The following is a 21,015-nucleotide window of genomic DNA, read 5'->3' on the forward strand; positions in this document are numbered from 1 at the left end:
CCAGCATCAAACGATATACTCAACGGATGAGAATGTTGCTGGGCGACCAGCGACAAGGATGAAATCATGACTGAATATTACGCTTACTGGATCAGCACGGCACTATTGTCCCTGCTTTATCTGACTTCAGCCTTCATGTACGCGACCAGGGCAGACTGGGTTCGCCGGGTTCTAGCAGAGCTCGGGTACAATGCTGCCTTTCTCGTGCCGTTCATGATCGTCGTAAAGGTTCTCGGTCCACTCGCAATCCTTTCACGCATCAGTGTGCCGCTCAGCGATCTCGCTTATGCCGGCATTTTCTATCATCTGCTGCTGTCCGGCCTCGCAAATCTCGGTGCTCGCAAGCCCACCGGCGCTCTGCCCGCGGCAATTGGCCTGGCCCTCCTCGTAATCTCGTTCGTTACGCAGAATGACGCCCGAGATGTGCCGTCCCCTTATGTCCACGCCGCGATGCGTTGAGACAGCGACAATCACAAGCCTCAACCAAATGGAGATGAATATGGGTCGACTCGATGGAAAAGTCGCGATCGTCACGGGCGCAAGCCGTGGCATAGGCCGCGCCACCGCGAAACTTTTTGCGGCCGAAGGGGCAAAGGTTGCTGTCCTTTCGCGCACAGCCGAAGGCGTCGAACATGTCGTTGCGGACATCCTTGAAGCAGGCGGCACCGCGCTCGGTGTTGTCTGCGACGTTGGCGAGGCGGATCAGATTAAGGCTGCGGCCGACAAGATCGTGGCCGCCTACGGTCGCATCGACATTCTCATGAACAATGCATTCGATGGCTCTGCTGTCCTGTCTTCGGTCATCGACCTATCAGTGGAGCAACTACAGCGGAACTTCGACACAGGACCGATCGCGTATCTACGCTTCATGCAGGCCTGCTACCCTCACCTCAAGAAAAGCGGAGAGGGCCGGATCATCAATTTCGGCTCCATGGCTGGCACCCTCGGGCTCGCTGGCTACGGCCCGTACAACATGGCGAAGGAGGCCGTGCGTGCCCTTACTCGTACCGCGGCGCGCGAATGGGGCGTTGACAACATCACGGTGAACAATGTTCTGCCGATAGCGGATACATGGGGAGCGGCGGCAAAGGATATTCCTGCGCCGACCAACGCGCTCGCCCGTTTCGGCTCCCCGGAAGATGACATCGCTCCGGTCGTCCTGTTTCTCGCCAGCAAGGACTCGCGGTTTATCACGGGATACAGCCTTACACCCGACGGCGGCGCAATCATCGACACCGCTCGCTGATCCTCAGCAGCAGAAGAGGCGTAGCGTAGGCCGCGCCTCTTCAGTCATTCCGGTCACATGTTCATTCCCAGAGAGAGCTGGCCTCAATCCTCGATGCGCCGCGCCTCCGAGATCAGCATGATCGGAATGCCGTCGCGGATCGGATAGGCGAGCCGGGCTTTTTCCGAGACCAGCTCGTTCTTCTCGCGGTCATAGCTCAGCGACCCCTTGGTGAGCGGGCAGACGAGCAGGTCGAGCAGTTTCGGATCGACCTTGCTGACAGTGATGTCCATCGCAGATCCTATTGCAGCACGGAATCGGTGTCGCCGAAGCGGGCGAGCACGATTTCGATGATGGCGATGAAGGTCTCCGCCCTGGTCTTCAGGTCGGGCGCCTCCAGAAGCGCCTGCTTCTCGGCGGGCTCGAAGGGCGCCATCATCGCCAGCGAATTCACCAAAGTCATATTGCTGGCGCGCTCGACGCTCTGCCAGTCCGCCTCCAGCTTGTTGGCATCGAGATAGGCGTGGAAGGCTGACAGCAGCGCGGCGCGATCGACGCTATGCTCTTCGTCAGCCGACTTGAGATCGGCCATAAAGGGGGCGATGCGGAAGGTGCGGTAGGGCTGGTGACCGGTGGTGACCTCATCCATCAGCCGGAAGCGGCAGATGCCGGTGAGCGAGGTGATATAACGGCCATCGCCGGTCTCGGCGAAGGAGGTGATGCGCCCGAGGCAGCCGACATGCGAAAGATTGGGAGTTTCCGACGGTTCGCCGAGCGCCGGCTGCACGATGCCGACCAGCCGGTTGCCGGCGATGGCGGCGTCGAACATGGCGAGATAGCGCGGCTCGAAGATGTTGAGCGGCAATTGCCCGGTGGGCAGAAGCAAGGCGCCCGAGAGAGGAAAAATGACCACCGATTCCGGCAGGTCGCTCGGTTTCAGGTATCTGGCATTACCGACTTGCATGATTTCCGTCCCGCTACATCACTCTGCCGCGTATCCCTTGAGATACGCAGGAACGATATTCGGCGGCGATTGCTCCATCCCACGCCGCACCACAGAACAATGTGGCCTCCTCTCGCGAAAACACAAGAGCCTTTCCGGGCAAAAGGCCGAAGCGTTTCGCTTTCCCATTCAATCGCCGAGGCAAGCAAGGGCTCCCGGGAGAATGCCCTCGCTCAAACCACGCGTCAGGAAAACAGGATCGAGGACAGCTTGCGCCGCGCGGCGATCGTCGCCGGGTCCTTCGGCCCCCAGACTTCGAAGAATTCCAGCAATTGCCGGCGCGCGCCGTCATCATCGAAGGCACGGTCGCGGCGCATGACCGTCAAAAGATGCTCGGCAGCCTCGTCGTGCTTACCCTCGACATTACGGATCTTGGCAAGCTTGACGCGCTGCTCATGATTGTCGGGATTGGCCGCCAGCTCCTGCTCCAGCGCCACGGGATCGCCGAGCTTGCGGGCTTCCTCGATCTGATCGAGCTTTTTCACCACGGCCTGGATACCGGCATCGTTGGCGAGCGTTTCCGGCAGATCCGTCAACGCCTCGCGGGCGCGCTGGCTCTGGCCGGCGGCGATCATGCATTCGGCCATGCCGGCAAGCGCCTTGGCATTTTCCGGATCGGCCTGCAGCACCGCGCCGAACAGCTCGGCGGCGCCATTGATATCACCTCCGGCGAGAAGACCGGCTGCCTCTTCCAGGACCGCTGCGATCTCGGCTGCCGGATCGCCCTCGCCACCAGCCGGACCGCCGAGGCGGTCGATGAACTCACGGACCTGACTCTCGGGCACAGCGCCCATGAAGCCATCGGCCGGACGGCCGTCGACGAAGGCAATGACCGCCGGGATCGACTGGATGCCGAGCTGGCCGGCAACGGAGGGATGATCGTCGATGTTCATCTTGACCAGCTTGACGCGGCCGTTGGCCTCATTGATCACCTTTTCCAGCACCGGCGTCAGTTGCTTGCACGGTCCGCACCAGGGCGCCCAGAAATCCACCAGCACCGGCTGGTTGCGCGATTCCTCGATAACGTCCTTGGCGAAATTCGCTGTCGTGGTGTCCTTGATCGGCGAAGCGCCGCCCGACGCGACAGGTGCAGCACCAAAGGAAGCAGAGGCCGACATCTGGCCACCGAAGGACGCATTATAGGGATTGTTCGAACCGCTCATAGATGTCTCCCGCCTGCCGGCATTCCGGACTTTTAAAACATGAGCCCCAAAAACGGGGCGTCGCTTTGGATCAGATCCTGCTCAATGAAATAGCCATAGCGACAGCACACTTCGAAGATATGTCATATCGCTCGCATTGTAGCGCTAAAATCGTGCGTTAGCCCGTCACTTTCAAGACTAGCGGCATATGACCCGTCGCTTCCATGAAACGCAGCAGGTCGCCGCCGGCAATCGACGTCGTCGCATCGTTCGACAAGGGATGGCAATTGACGATGTCGTGCGCCATCAATTCGGCATCGAGCACGAAGGTGACATTGCCACCCGTGTCGTTGATCGCGCCGAATGCCGTCACCGAACCCGGAATGACGCCGAGGTATTCCATGAGCTTTTCCGGCTTGCCGAAAGAGACCTTGCTGGCGGCGCCGATCAGCGTGTGCACCGTCTTCAGATCGACCGTCGCGTTCTCCTCGACGGTCAGAAGGAAGAAATTATCCTTCTTGTCCTTCACGAAGAGGTTTTTCGTATGCCCGCCGGGAATCTCGTCGCGCAGCGATACCGATTCGGCAACGGTAAACACCGGCGCATGATCCCTCGTGCTATGGGAAATGCCCAACCCGTCCAGAAAACGGAAAAGATCGTCGCGGGTTTTCGGGCTGTTCTCAGTCATGGCGTCTCGCAAAGAAAATTTGACGCGCTCCTGATACGTCGCCCACAATTCCTTTGCAATCTTTGAGATGGCAAAGCCCGGCGTTTCCGGCCTTTCCGGTAGGCATTGAAAAAAACCGCGAATTTTTCTTCGCGACCCCGTCATTTCCCTGTTGCATTTAAAAAACGATTGGGCCATATAGCGCCCGTCGCCGCAAGACGACGCCGAACGGTCCAACACACTACCCCGGACTGTTGTGGATATGAGCGGGTGTAGCTCAGGGGTAGAGCACAACCTTGCCAAGGTTGGGGTCGAGGGTTCGAATCCCTTCGCCCGCTCCATTTTTCTTCAAGATGACAATTCGTTGGATGATGACCGCCTTTCGGCGGTCGTGTCGTCTCTGTTACGGCCAGCATCCACGCTTGGCGTAAATGTGTCGTGGAACAATAGCACAACGACCGCCGACCCTGACGTCGCCTGACGCCAGGGCCATCGCTGTTAAACCCGCTCAGGCCTCGTCGTAACCAACGATACCCTTGATTTCCGTAAACTCATGCAGGCCGAACTTGCCGTATTCGCGGCCGTTTCCGGACTGCTTGTAGCCGCCGAAGGGTGCCATTCCGTCCCAAGCCGCGTTGTTGAGCCGGACAGTGCCCGCGCGCAGCCGTCCGGCAAGCGCCCGCGCCTCCCGTGGATCGCCCTGGATATAGGCGGCAAGGCCATAGGGCGTGTCATTGGCGATCGCCACGGCCTCATCCTCAGTCTCATAGCCGATGATCGACAGCACCGGCCCGAAGATCTCCTCGCGGGCGATGGTCATGGAATTGGTTACGCGCGTAAACACTGTCGGGCGCACGTAGTAACCTGCGTTGAGATGCGACGGCCGTCCAAGTCCACCCGCCACCAGTTCCGCGCCCTCTTCGATCCCCTTGGCGATCAGCGCCTGGATCTTTTCGAACTGGAGAGCACTGACGACCGGCCCGAGTGCCGTGCGCGGATCCGAGGGAGCACCGACGACCAGCGATGCCGCCTCGCGTGCGGCGATCGCACCAGCCTCGTCGATATGCTCCGCCGGCACCAGCATGCGCGTCGGCGCATTGCAGGACTGGCCGGAATTGTTGAAGCAGCGGCGCACGCCACCGCTAACCGCTGCCTCCAGATCGGCGCTGCGCAGCACGATATTCGGGGACTTGCCGCCGAGCTCCTGATGGACGCGCTTGACGGTCGGGGCGGCGGCCTGCGCAACCGCAATGCCGGCGCGGGTCGAGCCCGTGAAGGACACCATGTCGATATCCGGGTGGCTCGACAGCACCGCACCGACGGTTGGGCCATCGCCCTGCACGAGGTTGAAGACGCCCTTGGGGACGCCTGCCTCGTCAAGAATCTCTGCGAAGATGATGGCGTTGAACGGCGCGATCTCGGAGGGCTTCAGCACCATGGTGCAGCCCGCCGCCAGCGCCGGCGCGACCTTGCAGGCGATCTGGTTCATCGGCCAGTTCCAGGGCGTGATCATGCCGACGACGCCGATCGGCTCGTGCACGATCCGGGTGGAGCCCTGCATATAGTCGAACTGGAAAGCCTCGAAGGCTTCGATCGTCTTTTCGAAATGGGCAATGCCGATACCGGCCTGGTCCGACCGCGCCATGGCGAGCGGCGCGCCCATCTCCCGGGAAATGATGTCGCCGATCTCGTCGTTGCGGCGTCTCAGGATCTCGAGAATGCGCTTCAGCAGCGACAGCCGCTCGTCCCGCGTCGTGCGCGAGAAGCTGTCGAAGGCGGCGCGGGCGGCCTTGATGGCTTTTTCGGCATCGGCGGCCGAACCCAAGGCGATCGTTCCCATGGACTGCTCGGTCGCCGGATCGATGACCTCGAGCGTCCGCAGCACCTCGGGATCGACCCATTTGCCGTCGATATAGAATTTGTGGGCGTGTTCCATGCCTGTCTCCATCGCTTTTCGTATTTCCCGGATCGATTAGCAGAATAGCGAGCCAATCCCGAGGTCGCTGCCGCATATTGTCCGTTGCCGGCAGAAGATTCCACCGTTACAGGACCACGCGGTTCATTATTCTCTGGCAGATCCTGTTGAATTCAGAGGGCTTGCAGGAGCGACGTGTGGCTCAACGTTTCCGGGTCTCAAATCAGTCTCAATTGACGTTCAGGTCTTGATATCCAAGCTGCGGACAGATCACGGTAGAGCCTGCATGAAACGACAAACAATCCTGCTGCTCGCGATGCTGTCGCTCCTGCCCGTCCCGGCTCTCGCCCATCCGCATATCTTCGTCGACGCAAAGTTCGAGGTTGTCGCCGCGCCCGACGGCTCGATCAGCGAACTGCGCAACATCTGGCACTTTGACGAGGTGTTTTCCTCCTCGGTCGTCATGGATTTCGACAAGGGCGACAATCAGACCCTGAATGCGAGCGAACTCAAGGCGGTCGGCAAGACGGTCAGGGATTCGCTTGCGCAGTACAATTATTATACGAACGTCACCAGCAACGGCAAAGCGGTGCCGATGGCCAAGCCTGATGCGGTCCAGGCCGATTACAAGGACGGGGCGCTAACCCTGACCTTTTCGCTGAGACCCGAGCAGAAGACCTTCCTCAAGGGAACCACGTCCTTCGGGATCTATGACAAGACGCTCTACACAGCGGTCGACTTCGCCACCGACGACGATATGACCATATCGGGGCCGGCCTCCGGCCGTTGCAAGCGCAAGGTTATCAGGCCCAATCCCAAGGAAGTCATGGCGGAGAACCAGGCGGCGCTGACCAGCATGTTCTTCAGCGATCCCAAGGGAACGGACTACTCGCTGCTCGTCGCGACAAGGCTGGAAGTCCAGTGTTGATCCCATGCGAAGGACCGGGGAATGCCGTCACGATGAAAAAACGATAGCGCCGTGTTTGGCGCCGATTTTTTCAGGCTCATGAAATGTTGCGCCGCTATTCTCGCCCGTACCTTCGCAATCGCGACGCCGGAAAGGATCAATTCGTCCATAACCGGTTGCTTTTGAACTTTTGCTGTTTTGGGAACCGTAAGCTGCGCTAACAATGCCGCAGCGGCACCCAGGGATCGGATGTTGTCAGAGTGTTGGTAGTTGAGACATCTTTCTCCGCCCGGTTGCTGGCGCTGACCAGGATTGGTCTGGTGACCATATGTGCAATCGGCGCGTTTCCCGCATCATCCATGGCGCAGGAAGTCACAAAGTCCACCTCCAGCACCTGGGTCGTGACGCTCGGCGCCACGGTGGAATACGGCCCCACTTATGAAGGTTCGAAGCATTATTCCTTTAGCGCCATGCCGTCTTTCGACTTTTACCGCCTTGGTGATACCCCTGAATACAGCGCCCCGGACGACAATTTCGACTATACGCTCTTCGACCTCGGTAGCCTTGAAATCGGTCCAGTGGTCGGCTTGAGGGATGACCGCCTGGATCTCAACAATCTGCATCTGCAGAGCGAGCGCAGGGTGCGCTGGAATTTCGACGCCGGCGGCTTCGCACAATATTGGCTGATGGAAAATCAACTCCGGCTGCGGACGGAAGTGCGCCAGTCCCTTTGGGGCGGCGACGGCCTGGTCGCCGATCTCTCGCTCGATTGGTTTCAGCCGGTTGGCGACAAGCTGGTCCTGTCCGCCGGGCCTCGCCTGTCGCTGGCGAACTCCACCTATATGCGCAGCAATTTTGGCATCTCTGCGGGTCAAGCCGCGAGAAACGGCCACGTCAGCGCCTTCGACGCCAACGGCGGCCTGAAATCGGTCGGCTTCACGGTGGCCGCGACCTATACGATCACGCCCGCATGGAGCGTGCAGGTCTATGAGAAATATAACCGCCTGGTGGGCGACGCCGCCGACAGCCCAATCACCTCGCAGTTCGGCTCACCCAACCAGAATATGATCGGCTTTACCCTCAACAGAACCTTCAACATCGATTTTTGAGGCACTGTGCGCTTCATGATCGGCGATGTAGTTCCGCGTCAGCGGCAGCACGTCGTTGCGCTTGGTGATCTGGATCTGGAAGACGACGAGATCCTCGTAGCGGAAAGCGGCTTCGGCGGTCGAAAGATAATACTCCCACATGCGACAGAAGCGCTCGTCATAGAGCTTCGCCACCTCATCCCAATGCGCCATGAAACGCTCACGCCAGCTTTCGAGCGTGTAGGCATAATGGAGGCGCAGCACCTCGACGTCGGTGATCGACAATCCCGCCGCCTCGATCTCGGGCACGATCTCCGAAAGTGCCGGAATGTAGCCGCCGGGGAAGATGTATTTGTCGAGCCAGGGCGTGGTGAAGCCGGGTGTCGCCGAGCAGCCGATGGTGTGGAGGACCATGACGCCGTCGTCCTCCAGCAGCTCGGCGCATTTGCGGAAGAAGGTCCGGTAGGATGACAGGCCGACATGCTCGAACATGCCGACGGAGACGATCCTGTCGAAGCGGCCCGTCAGGCTGCGATAGTCCCTGAGTGCGAATTGTACTTCCGCCGGCGTTCCACCGAGGCTGGCCGGCACCCGTTTCGAGGCATAATCATGCTGCTCTTCCGACAGGGTGACACCAAGCACGTAGCCGCCCGGCGCCTGCTCGGCCAGATGCAGCGCAAGGCCGCCCCAGCCGCAGCCGATGTCGAGAATGCTGTTGTCGGGTTCGATCGACAGCTTGGCGGCGAGATGCCGCTTCTTGGCCAGTTGCGCCTCTTCAAGCGATTGATCGGCATGCTCGAAATAGGCGCAGGAATATTGCCGGTCCGCGTCCAGGAAAAGTTCGTAGAGGCGGCCGTCGAGATCGTAGTGATGCGCGACATTGGTCTTCGAGCGTCTCGGCAGGTTGCGATGACGGAAAATCCGCAGCTTCGTGCGGATATGATCGATGAGGCGGGCGATCAGCGGATGCGTGCTGTTCTGCGCCTCCCGCAGCATCATCGCTACGAAATCGTAGAGCGAGCCATGTTCGACGAGAAAGCGGCCATCCATGTAAAGCTCGCCGAGCCTTGCATCGGCATCGATCAGGAAAGCCCATTGCGCGCGATTGTCGGTAAAGCGGACACACACGAGCTCGCCGGTGCCATCGCCGAATGTCAGCGCTCGACCGCCCGCCGTCATCACGATCAGCGATCCCCGCGATACGATGCTCGAGAGCGCTCGCTTCAGGCTCCAATCCGCAAGGCTGGATGCCATTGTATTTTGACGATGGTCTTCCGCTGGCAATCCGGACATTATCGATCCTCATTGCTGTGGGGGCGCAGCGAACCGCGCTTCGTGTGCCAGTCGTCCGCGCTCGTCGCCTCGCCGGAAGCGCCCGCGATCAGCCAGACACCCGTCAAGATCAAGCCGCTGCCGATCACCTGCAGTGCGACGACCGGCTCCCCGAAGACGAACCAGCCGGTGGCGATGATCAGCACGTAGCTGACGCCGGAAAGCGGGAAGGCCCGACTGAGGTCGAGTTCGGAAAGCACGTTCATCCAGATGAAAAAGCAGCCGATCTCGACGGCGATCGCCGCCAGGATCCAATGCGAACCGAGCGCCTGCCATAACCAGCCGACCCCGCTCGCATCGCCCAATTGCTCGGCGCCGTGCTTGATGAAGAACTGGAACAGCGTGTTCAACACCGGCACGGCAAGCCAGGATAGACGCATCGACGACATCACTGGCCCGCCTCGTCTGTGGAAAGCAGTGGCGAAACCAGCCGCAATATCTTCTGGAGAACAGGATTGCGATGCCGGAAGAACATCGTGTTGGCCGTCAGCTTGCTGCCAAGCCGCACCTTGTTTTCATAATAGGCCTGGCCGCTCTGATAGCGGCCGATCCCGTGTTCGAGGCAATAGCGCAGATTGGTGAACCAGCTCAGGAAATAGAGATTGTACGGCCGCCCCGCCTCGCCATCCATGCAGAAAAACTTGTCGATGGCGATGTGTTCGTCATGCACGATCAGATTGGCGGCCAGCAGCCTGTCTTCGAGGAAATAGAAGGCACAGAAGGAGTGGCCGCGCATGCGGGCGAGGATGCCCTCGAAATAGTCCGGCGTGAGCTCCTCGAACTGCCATTCGCTGCGATTGCGCGTGTCGTGATAGAGCGCCATGACCTCCGGCAGGAAATCGCCGAAATCCGTCCGCATTTCGACCCTGACCTGCTCGAAGGATTTCAGCTTGCGGCGCATGTCCTTGCGGGTGCCGGAGGAAAGCCTGGCGAGATATTCGTCGATCGTCTTGAAATCCACGTCGAGCCAGGCGGTCGGCAAGCCACCGATCGAGGCATAGCCGCGGCCTGAGAGCAGGCCGCCGAATTCGGCAGTGACCGGCGCTGGAATGTCCTTGATGCCCATCAGCGAGCATTCTTCCGTTGCTGCAAGCTCCTCGAAGAACGACAACAACTCGGCAAACAGCACCGCGCGACGCTCTAGCGGCACATCGGGATGAAAGCCGACCGTGCCTGTTTCCGTGCAGGGAGAACCAAGGCAGGCGAGGCGCAGCGTCAGGAAGCCCGGGAAGCGCCGCCGCGCGCGGCGCACGGCCTTGCGGAGCCGGCCGTCCTCCAATGTCGTGTCCAGCGCATACGGACAGAGGAAAACCGGCATGGCGGCACTGACCCGTCCGTCCTCGACGATGGTGATGTAGCGCCAGTCGAAACCGTCGAAACCGGCCCCCTCGATGGCCAGCAGGCAGTCGTAGTCCTCGACCTGACCGCGAAAGCAGGCATTCCAGGCATCGCGGCCGACGGCGCGGATGCTGAAATGCACCTCGGCGACAGGATCCCGGTCCGGCGCGGGCAAATATCTAGGCAAGGGCTTGAGCATGGCTGGCCTCGAAAAAGTCGGCGGTGAAGTCCGCCACCTGCCGATGCTGACGGTCGACATGGATCATGTGGTAACTGTCCTTGATCCATCTGAGCTCGTGCGGACCGCCGATGTGATCGGAAATGTAACGCGCATGTTTGGGGCTGCTGAGGTCGTCGTCCTCGGCATGCAGGATCAGGGTCGGCGTCTTCATCTGCGGCAGCCGACCGCGCAGGGTCTTGCCCAGCCGATGCATTTCGACCAGCCCCTTGCCGGGGAATGTTTCGAGAACGCCTTCCCCGGCCATAGTCCCGATCAGCCGACGCATGCGCTCGTCCTTGATCCCGAGGGATGCGGTCTCGCGGAAATTGAGACGATCGAGAAAAGGAATGCGCGACAACCAGCTGATCTGCGAGGACAAAAGCGGATAATAGAAGGGGACATCCCAGCCGTCATAATGAAAGCAGGGAGAATAGATCGCCACGGCACGGATCGTTTCCGGCTGGCGTTCGGCCGCCAGCATCGAAAGCTTGCCGCCAACGCAGATACCGGCCGCAAAGACCTGCTGCGTTCTCTCGGCAAGCACCGACGATGCCTGCACGACGCTGTCCAGCCAGTCCTCCCATCGCGAGCGCCGCAGCGTGCCGGCATCCACCCCATGGCCGGCCAGAAGCGGTGCATAGACGCTATAGCCTTTGCGATTGAGCTGGCGGGCAACCAGCTTCATCTCGGCCGGAGCCCCTGTCAGCCCGTGGATCAGGAGGACGCCTTTTCCATTGGTGCCCTCCAGATAAAAGCTCAGCCCGTCAGCTTTCATGAGAAAGCTCCGACTGCCGGTTCTCCTTGGCCATGAAGCCAAGCGCATGGCAGGTGCTGATCACATGCGTACCAGCCTTTTCCTGCTCGTCCTTGATCTGCTCGTGCAGCGTCGGCAGTTTCGTCCAGTGCGTCTTCGGGCGGTAATGATGTTCGGCATGATAGCCATTGCCGAACCACAGCCAGTTGTAGAACGGCTTGTGGCTGGAAACGCCCCAGGCGATCGGCTCATCCGGGTCGCCGTGCAGATGCTCGTAGTAGCCGTTCAGCGACGACAGGCAGTTGCCCAGATAATAGAAGGGCACGAAGAACAGCACCGCCTTCCAGTCATAGATCAACGCCAGCGCGGCGAGACCGAGGAAGAAGAACAGCTCGAACCGGCCCCACTTCGCATCGAAGGGACGGCGACGGGCGATGGCCTTGTGGATGTCACCGAGGCTATCGCGGAAAAAGCTCAGGAAGGTGTAGGACCACACATTCTCCGGCTCGCCGTTGCGGCCGTGACGATAGATCGACAACATGTCGATCGTCTCGCCCTTGTCGTCCGGCCGGTCACTGTTGCCGGAGTGATGGCGCATATGCACCCAATGATAATAGGTCTGCGAGAAACCGATCGCGACCGATTCCAGCAGGCTGAAGGCATAGTTCATCCAGCGCGGCTTGAAGTAGGGCGTGTGGATGAAATTATGGGATATGCTGTTGATGTTCCACGAGATCGACACGGCATAGAGGCAGCCGAGAACAGCCGAAAGCCATAGCGGTCGGCTTTCGAAACCGACGATCAGGTAGACGTCGAAGGCGAGATGCGCCACGGCGGCCAGAACCGGCGCCGCGTCCCATCTGGTATGAGCAAAGATTTTCATAGTCCGGTTACTCCCACACAGGCCACGCCGGCGGTCACCAGGAACACGCCCATCGCGTGGCGGAGATTGATGTTTTCCTTGAAGATCACGCCCCCGGCGAGCACGACGACGACATAGCTCAGCGCCATCAGCGGAAAGGCGATGGTGAGGGGAACGCGTTCGAGCACGGCGGTCCAGGCGAATAGCTCGACCGCCCAGAAGAGGATGCCGAGCCATGTGACCGGCTTTGTCAACGCGACAAGCAATGCGCTTTCGTTCGCCGATTGTTTGAAGCAGACCTCGCGCGCCGTTTCCGCCAGCACGCAGAATAGGATGAGACCAAGCATCGGAAGGGTCAGGCTGCCGCTCATGCCATGTACTCCGCCAGCACTTCGAGCAGCGCGTGATTTGCGGCGCTGTTGATGTTTCTGGTCGTCTCGACCTTCGGCCGGATGCGCGGCTGATCGATGAAGATCTCGGCCCGCTTCATCAGCTTGGTGCGAAGATCGCCGGCATAGCTTGGCGCGGAATAGTCGCCGATGACATCCGCGCCGATGATACGATGCCGGCTACCGATTTCGCTGATCAGCGCCAGGAGATAGGGCAGCCGCATGCGGCCCTGATCCCAGTTGGTGACCGCATCATCGGCGGCAAGCACATCCTTGTCGATCGTCAGGTAAACCGCCTCGGTACGAATCCGGCTCAGCATCCGGTCGATGAAATTGTCCTCGCCGATCTCGGCGATGGATTTCCAGTGCAGCGCGCCCTTGTCCTGCCGGTAGCTGGCGCCGCTTCCGTAATCGGCCAGCACCCGGCTCGGCGGATGTTCGTAAGGGTAGAGTTCCAGCTTGCCTTCACCGAGCCAGTGCAGATTGGCGCCCTTGCGCTCGGGGCTGCGGAGATCCCGGCTGCAAACGCCGATGGTGATGACCTTCTGGATGTTGCGATGGGCAAGAGCGCTGTTGACCCAGGACCCGCAATGCATGCCGCCTTCGAAGGTGACCCAGTCCGGATGATTATCGAAATGAATGAGCGTCGTCGCAACAGGCTGTCGTTCCAGAGCTCCATCGAGAAGCAGGGCTGTCACATGATGAAAATCGCCCGAGCCCATGAAGCAGAGCTGAGGATCCTTGCCGAGCGTGGGGGTGCTCTTGGCAATATCGCGGGCGAGTTCGGCAAGCGCATTCTGCTTGCCCCAGAGCCGGACTGCTTTTCCGGCTCCCTTGTCGAAATACTGGTGCGCGCCGGCAAGCTTGCAGGCGCGCACGAAATCCGGTTGCAGCTCCAAAGCATCATCGAGATGAAGAAGAAGGAGCTGCACCGTCTTATCTCCGGACCGCGCGCGTCAAAAGCTGATCGAGCAGGGAAAGCGCCAGATCAATCTCCTCGCGGGTGATGAGCAGGTTGGGCGCGAAGGTAATGACGTTCTTGTGGTAGCCGCCGACGTCCAGCACGAGGCCGTACATCTTGGCGCCGACCTGAAGATCGCCCTTCATGCCTTCATCGCAAAGCCAGTCCATCGTCGCCTTGTCCGGCGTGTAGCTGTCGTCCTTGCAGATCTCCATCCTGAGCGCGAGGCCAAGCCCGTCGACTTCGCCGACGATCACATGACGCTTCTGCAACTGTTTCAGCCCGTCGAGGAAATAGGCGCCCTTGGCCATGATGGCGGTGCCGAAATCCTCCTCTTCCAACATTTTCATCGCTTCGAGAGCCACGGCGGTCCCCATCGGATTGCTGGCGAAAGTGGAATGCGTCGAGCCGGGCGGGAAGATGGTCGGGTTGATCATTTCTTCCCGTGCCCAGACGCCTGAAAGTGGGTTGAGCCCGTTGGTGATCGCCTTGCCAAAGACGAGAATGTCGGGCGAGACGCCGAAATGCTCGATCGACCAGAGCTTGCCGGTGCGGTAGACGCCCATCTGGATTTCGTCGACGACAAGCAGAATACCGTGTTCGTCCAGCACCTTCTTCAGCTCGGCGAAGAAGTTCATCGGCGGAATGACATAGCCGCCCGTGCCCTGGATCGGCTCGATATAGAAGGCGGCATATTCCGACTTGCCGGCCTTCGGATCCCAGACGCCGTTATATTCGCTCTCGAACAGCCGGGCGAATTTCTGGACGCAGTAATGCCCATACTCTTCCTTCGACATGCCCTTCGGGCCGCGGAAGTGATAGGGGAACTCGACGAACTGTGCCCGGTCGCCGAAATGGCCGTAGCGACGGCGATAGCGGTAGCTCGAGGTGATCGCCGAAGCGCCGAGGGTACGGCCGTGATAGCCGCCCTCGAAGGCGAACATCAGGCTCTTGCCGCCGGTGTAATTGCGCACCAGCTTCAGCGAATCTTCAACCGCCTGCGAGCCGCCGACGTTGAAGTGAACGCGGCCCTTGTGCCCAAACTTGCGCTCGGCATCCTGAGCAATCATCGCCGCCAGCTCCACCTTTTCGCGGTGCAGATACTGCGAGGCGACCTGCGGCAGCCGGTCGAGCTGGCGATGGGCGGCGTTGTTCAGGCGCTCATTGCGATAGCCGAAATTGACGGCCGAATACCACATCTGCAGATCGAGGAACGGCGTCCCAGTCCGGTCGTAGACGAAGGAGCCTTCGCATTCTTCGAAGAATTTCGGTTTTGCCGTGTAGTGGACGGTATCGCCGTGGGAGCAATAGGCCTCCTCGAGGATACGCAATTCCTCTTCGGATTTGATCGGCAATTGCGTCTCGCCACTGAAGGCTTCGGCTACATTGGTTTTCATAAGATGCCTCTTGGTCTTGTTCATGCGGTCTTTGAATGCAGCAGCGCGCGCTGTCCGCGCTGTCCGCGCGTGACGCCGGGAAGAACGGCTTTCATCTTTGGAAGCAGGTCGGTGAAGGTTTCGAAGGCGACATGGGGAATGCCGCGGTCTTCGCAGTAGTCGATGAGCTTGGCCTTCGCGAAGACGAGATCGACCTTGTCGGAAACGCAGAAATCGCTTCGTCCATCGCCGATATAGATCTGCAGATCGGGGTTCTTGACGACCCGGCACTTGCAGACGCCGGACCCGGACATGCAGCCGTTTGCCGTCGGCGACGGGAAGAGGGAATAGGATTCGCGACCATCGGCGAAGCAATAGGTCAGCACGTTGGCGACGATCGCCATGTCGTCGATGCCATGGCGCGTAAGGATACGACGAATGAAGTAGTCGACACCGTCGCTGACGATGGTAACGGGCAGATCACTGCTACGGCAATAGGACAGGAATTCTTCAAAGCCGGGATCGATGGACGCGGTGTCCAGCAGGGCGTCGAGATCCTGCCGGCTCGCCTGGAGCAGAGCGATCTGGCGGCGCATGCACTCGCCCGACCCCATCAGCCCCTGTTTCCACTGGCGCTCTATGTCTTCCCACTCTGGATCGGCGAAACGGGATAACACCATATCCGTCGCGTCTTCGATGGAGATGGTCCCATCAAAATCGCAAAACACCTGCATGAACCGCCCTTTCGCCTTGTCCTTGGGTTGTGTTTAACAACCGTGGATGAGCCAGGCATGAGGGGAGAATGATGCGAAGATGAAATCGTGGTAAAGTTGACTCTATTCCACCTTAGGCAATCGCAGGTCGACACGCAGGCCCGAGCCCCAGCGCGGCGTCGATAACTCTATCGCGGCGGCGAGCCGGTCCGCCGTATCGGCGACGATGGCCAGGCCAAGCCCCGCGCCTTCGGTGTGCAGCGTATCGAGCCGATAGAAACGCTGGAAGACGGCCTCGCGTTCGTCGGGCGGAATACCCGGCCCGCTATCGCTGATCGATATCAGCCAGAGCCCGCTTCCAGCCGCGATCATGACCTCGATCCTGCCGGCGACCGGTGTGTATTTGATAGCGTTGTCCAGGAGGTTGCTGACCGTCATGCGCAGCAGCGATTCATCCGTCTTGACCTGCGCCGCCTCGTCACCCTCGAGCACGACATCGAGCTGCCGGCTGTTGATGATGTTGCCGAACTCCGCCAGCACCGACGCCACCATATGATAGAGCGGCACCGGCGTTGGGTTGAGGGGATGATGGCTGACCCTTGCCAGTCGCAGCAATTGCTCGATCAGATGGATGGCGCGGTTGTTGCTGGCCACGAGATCGGCGACGATCGCCTGCCGCTCCTGCTCGCTGTCGCTGCTGCCCAGCATCTGCAGCAACAGCTTCACGCTGGCCTGCGGGGTGCGCAGTTGATGTGCCGCCAGATCGGAGAAGCGCCGCTCGAGCGTCAGGGAATGGCCGAGCTTCTCGAGAAGCTGGTTGATCGAGCGGCCGAGCGGCAAAAGGTCCCGTGGCAGGCCTTCGACAGGGATAGCCGAGAGATCGTCCGGCGATCGGGTGCGGATCTGGCGCACCAGCCCGTGGATCGTCCGAAGGCCACTATTGATGCCGAGCCAGATGAGAAAGCCGATGACCGGCACCAGCACCAGCAGCGGAAAGAAGAGGTTGAGGAGGATGTTGGAAACCAGCGTTTCGCGAAGGGCGATCTTTTCGCCGACCTCCATCACGATCGTCGAATTCGGTATCGGCAGCGAATAGACGCGCCACTCCTCGCCGCGATAGGTGATGGTGGTGAAGCCGACCTTCTGCTGCGGCACGTCCGACAGGAACGCCGTGCTGCTGTAGAAACGGATATTGCCGTCGTCCCAGGCGCGGAACATATGCGCATCGGCGTAATCATCAGCGTCCTCGTTGAAGGCGAGCTGATTGTCCATGTTGAAGTCGATGTCGTCGACCTGCCTCGGAGCGCGATCGGGCGACCTCTCCAGAGGGTGACGCAGCAAGCTCCACAGCACATTTGCGTCATTGATCAACTGGGCATCGTAGATATTGTCGATTTCGCGCGTCGCACTGTTAAACGCGAAAGCGGCAATCACCCCGATCGTTATCACCACGACCGGCGCTATTCTTAGGAAGAGTTTACGGGTGAGCGTGGAATTGTTCATCGCTCGATCATGTAACCAACGCCACGGATCGACTTGATGAAATCGCTGCCGAGCTTCTTGCGCAGATTGTAGATCGTCACCTCGATCGTGTTGCTCTCGACCGTGCTTTCGGCATCGTAAAGCGCATATTCGATATCGTTCTTGGTCACATATCGGCCGCTGCGCTCCATCAGAAGCTTCAGAAGATGAAACTCCTTGGCCGTGGTGTGAACCTGGACATCACCTTTGCGGGCAACCATCGCCGAAGGGTCGACCTCGATATCGCCACAGCGGATGACGCTCTCGACTCGTCCGTCACGACGGCGGATCAGCGCGCGCATGCGGGCAAGCAGCTCATCGAGATCGAACGGCTTGACCAGATAATCATCGGCGCCCTCGTCGAGCCCCTCGACCTTCTGGCGCACGGCATCAAGCGCCGTCAGCAGCAGGACCGGCACCGAATTGCCCCTCTGCCGGATGCCTCTCAAGACCTCCATGCCGCTGAGCCGGGGCAGGTTGATATCAAGCACGATTGCCGCGAAATCCGAATGCCGGGCAGCTTCGAGACCGGACTCGCCATCGCGCATCCAGTCGACGCCGTAAGCATGTTTCTCCAGGGCCTTCTTCAGGGATGACCCGAGGATATTATCGTCTTCAACTAGCAGAACACGCACGGTCGATCTCACTTCGCCGATGGGAATTATGCAACCGATGTGAACCGCAATTGGAGCGGCCGTGTGGCAAAGCCGTCGAGCCGACCGTGTTCCCCACGGTATCTCAACGTAAAGCTCCGACCAGGTAATCGACGAAATGCGCGATCTCCGGCTGATCTCCCTGCGGTTTCAATATGCCGATCTCCCGGTAAAAGGTCCTGTCAGCCAGCGACACCAGGCGGACCGATGGCGGAAGAGGCAGATTCCCCTCGGTCATCGGCAACAGCGCCACGCCAAGTCCCTGTCCCACCAAGGCCACCATCGCGGAGATGTCATCGATCTCCACCGATTCCCTGGCAGTAATTGACAAGGATCGCAGGAACCGTTCGACCTGCCGGCCGCCGAACGAGCTGCGCTCATAGCGAATGAACGGTTGCTCCTGCAGCAAGGCCAGCCAGTCGTCGCCTTCGATCCAGCTCGGGACCGCCAGCACATACGGCTCACGCATCAAGGGTTGCCAAACGAAATCCTTCGGTATGCCGAAAGAGGGCTTGATGATCACGGTGAGGTCCAGTTCTCCTGTATCGAGCAGATCGAGCAAATGAAGGGAAATCCCCGGCACGATATGAATATGATGTTTCGGAAATCGATCGCGAAACAGCACAAGTGCGCGGGCAAGAACGGTTGACTGGACGGAGGCGATGGCACCGATTCTGAGGCGCCCGCCCCTATTCTCATCCGATGGATCGGCGATCGCATCAAACTTCGCGATAATGTCTTTCGCCCGCTCGAGCGTTCTCAGCCCGGCGGCATTCAGCGTGGCCGAGCGGCCTGTCCGCTCGAACAGCTGGACACCGAGCTTTTCCTCCAGCCGCTTCATCTGGCCGCTGACCGCCGCCTGCGTCAGTCCGATCCAATCGCCGGCGGCGGCAAAGGTTCCGAAGCGGGCGACCGCCACCAGCGTTTTGAGTTCCGGAATCACGATTGATAATTTTTCCTGTTTCTCACGATAATTATATATCGTTTTTCATAAGAATAAATGTTTCTTATAAATCGCGGCATTGGATTTCACCCCATGGAGATGAACGATGACTGCAACACCCCTTCACCCTTTCCATCTTGCCTTCCCCGTCAATGACCTCGCGGCCGCGCGTACCTTCTATGGCGGCCTTCTCGGCTGTTCGGAGGGCAGAAGCTCTCCCGACTGGATCGATTTCAACTTTTATGGTCATCAGGTCGTCGCCCATCTGGCCCCTCGGGAAACCGGTGAAGTCGCAGCAAACGCGGTCGACGGTCACGGCGTTCCGGTACGCCATTTCGGTGTCGTTCTGTCGATGGAAGAATGGGAAGCCGCGGCGGAGAGGCTGACCAAGGCGAACATCGACTTCGTCATCAAGCCCTATATCCGTTTCCGGGGCGAACCCGGCGAACAGGCAACCATGTTCTTCAAGGACCCGAGCGGCAATGCCGTCGAGTTGAAGGCGTTTGCCGACATCAACAGCCTGTTTGCCAAATAGGGCTAGGCGCGGCGACGCAACGTCCGCATCGCCGCCGCCAGCACATCGAAAATCCTTGGGTCGGTCGATTGCGCGACGTTGAAACGCAGGAAGCTGCCGGCCGTGTCCATCAGGCTGAAAGCATTGCCGGGCGCGAGGATGACGCCCTCGGCAAGGCAGGCGCGGGCGAGATCGGCCGCCTCGATCCCCTCCGGCAACCGGCACCAGAGAAACATGCCCGCCTGCGGCCTCAGCCAGGGGATAATGCCGATCGCCTCCAGGCGCGAGGCGGTTTCGCCCATCGCCTTGGCAAGCCGGGTCCGAAGCCCCTCCATATGCTTGCGGTAATTGCCGTCCTTCAACGCTGAAAACAACAGTTCCGCCGAAAGCTGGCCGCAGCTGAAGCTGGTGGCCACCTTCAGGTCGACAAGGCCGTCGATCCAGTCCGGCCGCGCGGCGATGAAACCGCAACGCACCGACGCCGACAGGGTCTTGGAGAAGCTGCCAATGTGGATCACCCGGTCAAGCCCGTCATAGGCGGCAAGGCGCGGCGCCGACGTCTGCTCGAAATCGGCAAAGATATCGTCCTCGACGATAATCAGGTCGGAAGCATCCGCGAGCTTCAGCAGGCGATGCGCCGTTACCGGCGACAAGGTCGCGCCCGTCGGATTGTGGACTGCGGAATTGGTGATGTAGAGGCGCGGCCTGTGCTTTTCGAGCGCCTCGCCGAACAGCGCAATATCAGGCCCTGTCGGCGTGAAGGGTACGCCGACGACATTGGCTCGATGGGCGCGCAGCAGGGCGTGGAAATTGAAATAGCAGGGATCGTCGACCAATACGGTGTCGCCGGGCTCGAGCAGGAACCGGCAGATGAGGTCGATCGCCTGCGTGCCGGACTCCGTCAGCATGATCTGATCGGGCGAGGCGGCAATGCCGTGTTCGGCCATGCGCCGTGCCAGAAGCTGGCGCAAGGGCGGCAAGCCGAGCTGCGTTCCGTAATCGGTGAGAACACCGCCTTCGGCGCGCGCCAGGCTGCGCATCGCCCGGCGCAGCGCCGCCTGCGGCATCCAGGAGGGCGGAAGCCAGCCACAGCCGGGCTTCAGCACATCCTCACCCACCTCCAGCGATTGCCGTGAAATCCAGAGCGGATCGACGTCGCGGTCAAGCCTCGGGCCAATTTCGGAGAGAGAAAGCGGCGCAAGCGGTCCGCAGACATAAAAGCCGGAACCAGGCCGCGAGCGGATCACGCCCTCGGCCGCCAGCCGCTCATAGGCCTCGACCACGGTGGAAACCGACACCTGCATTGTCTTGGCAAAGCTGCGCACCGAAGGAAGCCGCGCGCCGGGCGCCAGGCTCCGCGCGGCGATACGCTCCGAAATCGCCGCCATCACGCCCTCGATGCGGGTGCCGCCGCTCCCGCTCGCCGCAATTAAGTCGCTCATCCGTACCATACCTCATACCATAACAGTTCATACCAATTGTACTGCACCGT

23 protein-coding genes and 1 tRNA gene are annotated in these 21,015 nt (G+C 60.2%); 6 read left to right on the top strand and 18 right to left on the bottom strand.

The features are described from left to right. Window positions 1–66 precede the first annotated feature (66 nt). Together EX00_RS30445 and EX00_RS30450 are read left to right on the top strand one after the other, a co-directional pair. Window positions 67–459, top strand: a complete 393-nt coding sequence (locus tag EX00_RS30445) for a DoxX family protein (protein ID WP_047466285.1) — start codon at window positions 67–69, stop codon at window positions 457–459. A gap of 40 nt (window positions 460–499) precedes the next feature. Continuing rightward, window positions 500–1,246 carry an SDR family NAD(P)-dependent oxidoreductase gene (locus EX00_RS30450; protein ID WP_047466287.1) on the top strand — a complete coding sequence of 249 codons (747 nt, stop codon included), beginning with the start codon at window positions 500–502 and terminating at the stop codon, window positions 1,244–1,246. Between the two features lie 83 nt (window positions 1,247–1,329). Here the strand turns inward: EX00_RS30450 and EX00_RS30455 are convergent, their stop codons facing one another. The 4 genes from EX00_RS30455 to EX00_RS30470 all read right to left on the bottom strand — a co-directional run bounded on the left by EX00_RS30455 (window position 1,330) and on the right by EX00_RS30470 (window position 4,058). Further along, window positions 1,330–1,518: a Trm112 family protein gene (locus EX00_RS30455; protein WP_047466290.1), complete on the bottom strand. Its 189-nt coding sequence runs from the start codon at window positions 1,516–1,518 to the stop codon at window positions 1,330–1,332. Window positions 1,519–1,526: 8 nt separating this feature from the next. After that, complete coding sequence (locus EX00_RS30460) at window positions 1,527–2,189, bottom strand: LON peptidase substrate-binding domain-containing protein (RefSeq protein ID WP_047466293.1); 663 nt, start codon at window positions 2,187–2,189, stop codon at window positions 1,527–1,529. 224 nt (window positions 2,190–2,413) lie between these two features. Continuing rightward, the gene (trxA, locus tag EX00_RS30465) at window positions 2,414–3,391 is read right to left on the bottom strand and encodes a thioredoxin (RefSeq protein ID WP_047466295.1); all 978 of its coding nucleotides are present in this window, start codon (window positions 3,389–3,391) and stop codon (window positions 2,414–2,416) included. A 157-nt stretch (window positions 3,392–3,548) separates the two neighbouring features. Next, window positions 3,549–4,058: a prolyl-tRNA synthetase associated domain-containing protein gene (locus tag EX00_RS30470; protein ID WP_052211034.1), complete on the bottom strand. Its 510-nt coding sequence runs from the start codon at window positions 4,056–4,058 to the stop codon at window positions 3,549–3,551. A gap of 245 nt (window positions 4,059–4,303) precedes the next feature. Here EX00_RS30470 and EX00_RS30475 point away from each other — a divergent pair. Beyond that, window positions 4,304–4,378, top strand: a tRNA-Gly gene (locus EX00_RS30475). 167 nt (window positions 4,379–4,545) lie between these two features. Here the strand turns inward: EX00_RS30475 and EX00_RS30480 are convergent. After that, entirely contained in the window at window positions 4,546–5,973 is a 1,428-nt protein-coding gene (locus EX00_RS30480) for an aldehyde dehydrogenase family protein (RefSeq protein WP_047466298.1), read from the bottom strand. A gap of 265 nt (window positions 5,974–6,238) precedes the next feature. On the opposite strand from EX00_RS30480, the gene EX00_RS30485 reads away from it, so the two are divergent. Both EX00_RS30485 and EX00_RS30490 read left to right on the top strand, forming a co-directional pair. After that, on the top strand, window positions 6,239–6,880 hold the full coding sequence (locus EX00_RS30485) for a DUF1007 family protein (RefSeq protein ID WP_047466302.1): 642 nt from the start codon (window positions 6,239–6,241) through the stop codon (window positions 6,878–6,880). 239 nt (window positions 6,881–7,119) lie between these two features. Then, window positions 7,120–7,968 carry a MipA/OmpV family protein gene (locus EX00_RS30490; RefSeq protein ID WP_047466304.1) on the top strand — a complete coding sequence of 283 codons (849 nt, stop codon included), beginning with the start codon at window positions 7,120–7,122 and terminating at the stop codon, window positions 7,966–7,968. Here EX00_RS30490 and EX00_RS30495 read toward each other — a convergent pair. From EX00_RS30495 to EX00_RS30550, 12 genes are all read right to left on the bottom strand, one after another. Then, window positions 7,909–9,240, bottom strand: a complete 1,332-nt coding sequence (locus tag EX00_RS30495; RefSeq protein WP_047466306.1) for an SAM-dependent methyltransferase — start codon at window positions 9,238–9,240, stop codon at window positions 7,909–7,911. The genes EX00_RS30490 and EX00_RS30495 overlap by 60 nt on opposite strands. Continuing rightward, on the bottom strand, window positions 9,240–9,668 hold the full coding sequence (locus EX00_RS30500; protein ID WP_047466308.1) for an EamA family transporter: 429 nt from the start codon (window positions 9,666–9,668) through the stop codon (window positions 9,240–9,242). The genes EX00_RS30495 and EX00_RS30500 overlap by 1 nt, the downstream gene beginning before the upstream one ends. Continuing rightward, the gene (locus EX00_RS30505; protein ID WP_047466309.1) at window positions 9,668–10,816 is read right to left on the bottom strand and encodes a GNAT family N-acetyltransferase; all 1,149 of its coding nucleotides are present in this window, start codon (window positions 10,814–10,816) and stop codon (window positions 9,668–9,670) included. Before EX00_RS30505 ends, EX00_RS30500 begins: the two co-directional genes overlap by 1 nt. Next, a complete protein-coding gene (locus EX00_RS30510; RefSeq protein ID WP_047466310.1) occupies window positions 10,797–11,612 on the bottom strand; it encodes an alpha/beta hydrolase in 816 nt (271 codons plus the stop codon). Before EX00_RS30510 ends, EX00_RS30505 begins: the two co-directional genes overlap by 20 nt. Next, window positions 11,602–12,474: a fatty acid desaturase family protein gene (locus EX00_RS30515; protein ID WP_047466311.1), complete on the bottom strand. Its 873-nt coding sequence runs from the start codon at window positions 12,472–12,474 to the stop codon at window positions 11,602–11,604. The genes EX00_RS30510 and EX00_RS30515 overlap by 11 nt, the downstream gene beginning before the upstream one ends. Then, the gene (locus tag EX00_RS30520; RefSeq protein WP_047466313.1) at window positions 12,471–12,824 is read right to left on the bottom strand and encodes a DMT family transporter; all 354 of its coding nucleotides are present in this window, start codon (window positions 12,822–12,824) and stop codon (window positions 12,471–12,473) included. Before EX00_RS30520 ends, EX00_RS30515 begins: the two co-directional genes overlap by 4 nt. Continuing rightward, window positions 12,821–13,774, bottom strand: coding sequence for an arginase family protein (locus EX00_RS30525; protein ID WP_047466314.1), 954 nt, complete (start codon window positions 13,772–13,774; stop codon window positions 12,821–12,823). Before EX00_RS30525 ends, EX00_RS30520 begins: the two co-directional genes overlap by 4 nt. A 4-nt stretch (window positions 13,775–13,778) precedes the next feature. Continuing rightward, window positions 13,779–15,200: an aspartate aminotransferase family protein gene (locus EX00_RS30530; protein ID WP_047466405.1), complete on the bottom strand. Its 1,422-nt coding sequence runs from the start codon at window positions 15,198–15,200 to the stop codon at window positions 13,779–13,781. A gap of 20 nt (window positions 15,201–15,220) precedes the next feature. Beyond that, window positions 15,221–15,913 carry an MtnX-like HAD-IB family phosphatase gene (locus EX00_RS30535; protein WP_047466317.1) on the bottom strand — a complete coding sequence of 231 codons (693 nt, stop codon included), beginning with the start codon at window positions 15,911–15,913 and terminating at the stop codon, window positions 15,221–15,223. A gap of 102 nt (window positions 15,914–16,015) precedes the next feature. Continuing rightward, on the bottom strand, window positions 16,016–17,395 hold the full coding sequence (locus EX00_RS30540) for a sensor histidine kinase (RefSeq protein WP_047466320.1): 1,380 nt from the start codon (window positions 17,393–17,395) through the stop codon (window positions 16,016–16,018). Further along, window positions 17,392–18,048, bottom strand: coding sequence for a response regulator transcription factor (locus EX00_RS30545; protein ID WP_047466322.1), 657 nt, complete (start codon window positions 18,046–18,048; stop codon window positions 17,392–17,394). Before EX00_RS30545 ends, EX00_RS30540 begins: the two co-directional genes overlap by 4 nt. Before the next feature lie 103 nt (window positions 18,049–18,151). Then, a complete protein-coding gene (locus EX00_RS30550) occupies window positions 18,152–19,009 on the bottom strand; it encodes a LysR family transcriptional regulator (RefSeq protein WP_047466324.1) in 858 nt (285 codons plus the stop codon). A gap of 106 nt (window positions 19,010–19,115) precedes the next feature. Between EX00_RS30550 and EX00_RS30555 the strand changes: the two genes are divergently transcribed. Continuing rightward, a complete protein-coding gene (locus EX00_RS30555) occupies window positions 19,116–19,544 on the top strand; it encodes a VOC family protein (protein ID WP_047466325.1) in 429 nt (142 codons plus the stop codon). A 2-nt stretch (window positions 19,545–19,546) separates the two neighbouring features. Here EX00_RS30555 and EX00_RS30560 read toward each other — a convergent pair whose 3' ends face one another. Continuing rightward, a complete protein-coding gene (locus tag EX00_RS30560) occupies window positions 19,547–20,965 on the bottom strand; it encodes an aminotransferase-like domain-containing protein (RefSeq protein WP_047466327.1) in 1,419 nt (472 codons plus the stop codon). Between the last annotated feature and the right edge of the window lie 50 nt (window positions 20,966–21,015).

Origin of the sequence: Martinezella rhizogenes (genome assembly GCF_000799715.1) — a bacterium.
GTDB lineage: Bacteria > Pseudomonadota > Alphaproteobacteria > Rhizobiales > Rhizobiaceae > Rhizobium > Rhizobium rhizogenes_C.

Excerpts from the sequence above, each read along its gene's own strand:
- EX00_RS30485 (WP_047466302.1), top strand. The coding sequence starts at position 6,239 with ATGAAACGACAAACAATCCTGCTGCTCGCGATGCTGTCGCTCCTGCCC.
- EX00_RS30450 (WP_047466287.1), top strand. The coding sequence starts at position 500 with ATGGGTCGACTCGATGGAAAAGTCGCGATCGTCACGGGCGCAAGCCGT.
- EX00_RS30500 (WP_047466308.1), bottom strand. The coding sequence starts at position 9,668 with ATGTCGTCGATGCGTCTATCCTGGCTTGCCGTGCCGGTGTTGAACACG.
- EX00_RS30495 (WP_047466306.1), bottom strand. The coding sequence starts at position 9,240 with ATGTCCGGATTGCCAGCGGAAGACCATCGTCAAAATACAATGGCATCC.
- EX00_RS30510 (WP_047466310.1), bottom strand. The coding sequence starts at position 11,612 with ATGAAAGCTGACGGGCTGAGCTTTTATCTGGAGGGCACCAATGGAAAA.
- EX00_RS30505 (WP_047466309.1), bottom strand. The coding sequence starts at position 10,816 with ATGCTCAAGCCCTTGCCTAGATATTTGCCCGCGCCGGACCGGGATCCT.
- EX00_RS30540 (WP_047466320.1), bottom strand. The coding sequence starts at position 17,395 with ATGAACAATTCCACGCTCACCCGTAAACTCTTCCTAAGAATAGCGCCG.
- EX00_RS30560 (WP_047466327.1), bottom strand. The coding sequence starts at position 20,965 with ATGAGCGACTTAATTGCGGCGAGCGGGAGCGGCGGCACCCGCATCGAG.
- EX00_RS30520 (WP_047466313.1), bottom strand. The coding sequence starts at position 12,824 with ATGAGCGGCAGCCTGACCCTTCCGATGCTTGGTCTCATCCTATTCTGC.
- EX00_RS30515 (WP_047466311.1), bottom strand. The coding sequence starts at position 12,474 with ATGAAAATCTTTGCTCATACCAGATGGGACGCGGCGCCGGTTCTGGCC.
- trxA (WP_047466295.1), bottom strand. The coding sequence starts at position 3,391 with ATGAGCGGTTCGAACAATCCCTATAATGCGTCCTTCGGTGGCCAGATG.
- EX00_RS30460 (WP_047466293.1), bottom strand. The coding sequence starts at position 2,189 with ATGCAAGTCGGTAATGCCAGATACCTGAAACCGAGCGACCTGCCGGAA.
- EX00_RS30445 (WP_047466285.1), top strand. The coding sequence starts at position 67 with ATGACTGAATATTACGCTTACTGGATCAGCACGGCACTATTGTCCCTG.
- EX00_RS30535 (WP_047466317.1), bottom strand. The coding sequence starts at position 15,913 with ATGCAGGTGTTTTGCGATTTTGATGGGACCATCTCCATCGAAGACGCG.
- EX00_RS30555 (WP_047466325.1), top strand. The coding sequence starts at position 19,116 with ATGACTGCAACACCCCTTCACCCTTTCCATCTTGCCTTCCCCGTCAAT.
- EX00_RS30455 (WP_047466290.1), bottom strand. The coding sequence starts at position 1,518 with ATGGACATCACTGTCAGCAAGGTCGATCCGAAACTGCTCGACCTGCTC.
- EX00_RS30480 (WP_047466298.1), bottom strand. The coding sequence starts at position 5,973 with ATGGAACACGCCCACAAATTCTATATCGACGGCAAATGGGTCGATCCC.
- EX00_RS30530 (WP_047466405.1), bottom strand. The coding sequence starts at position 15,200 with ATGAAAACCAATGTAGCCGAAGCCTTCAGTGGCGAGACGCAATTGCCG.
- EX00_RS30470 (WP_052211034.1), bottom strand. The coding sequence starts at position 4,058 with ATGACTGAGAACAGCCCGAAAACCCGCGACGATCTTTTCCGTTTTCTG.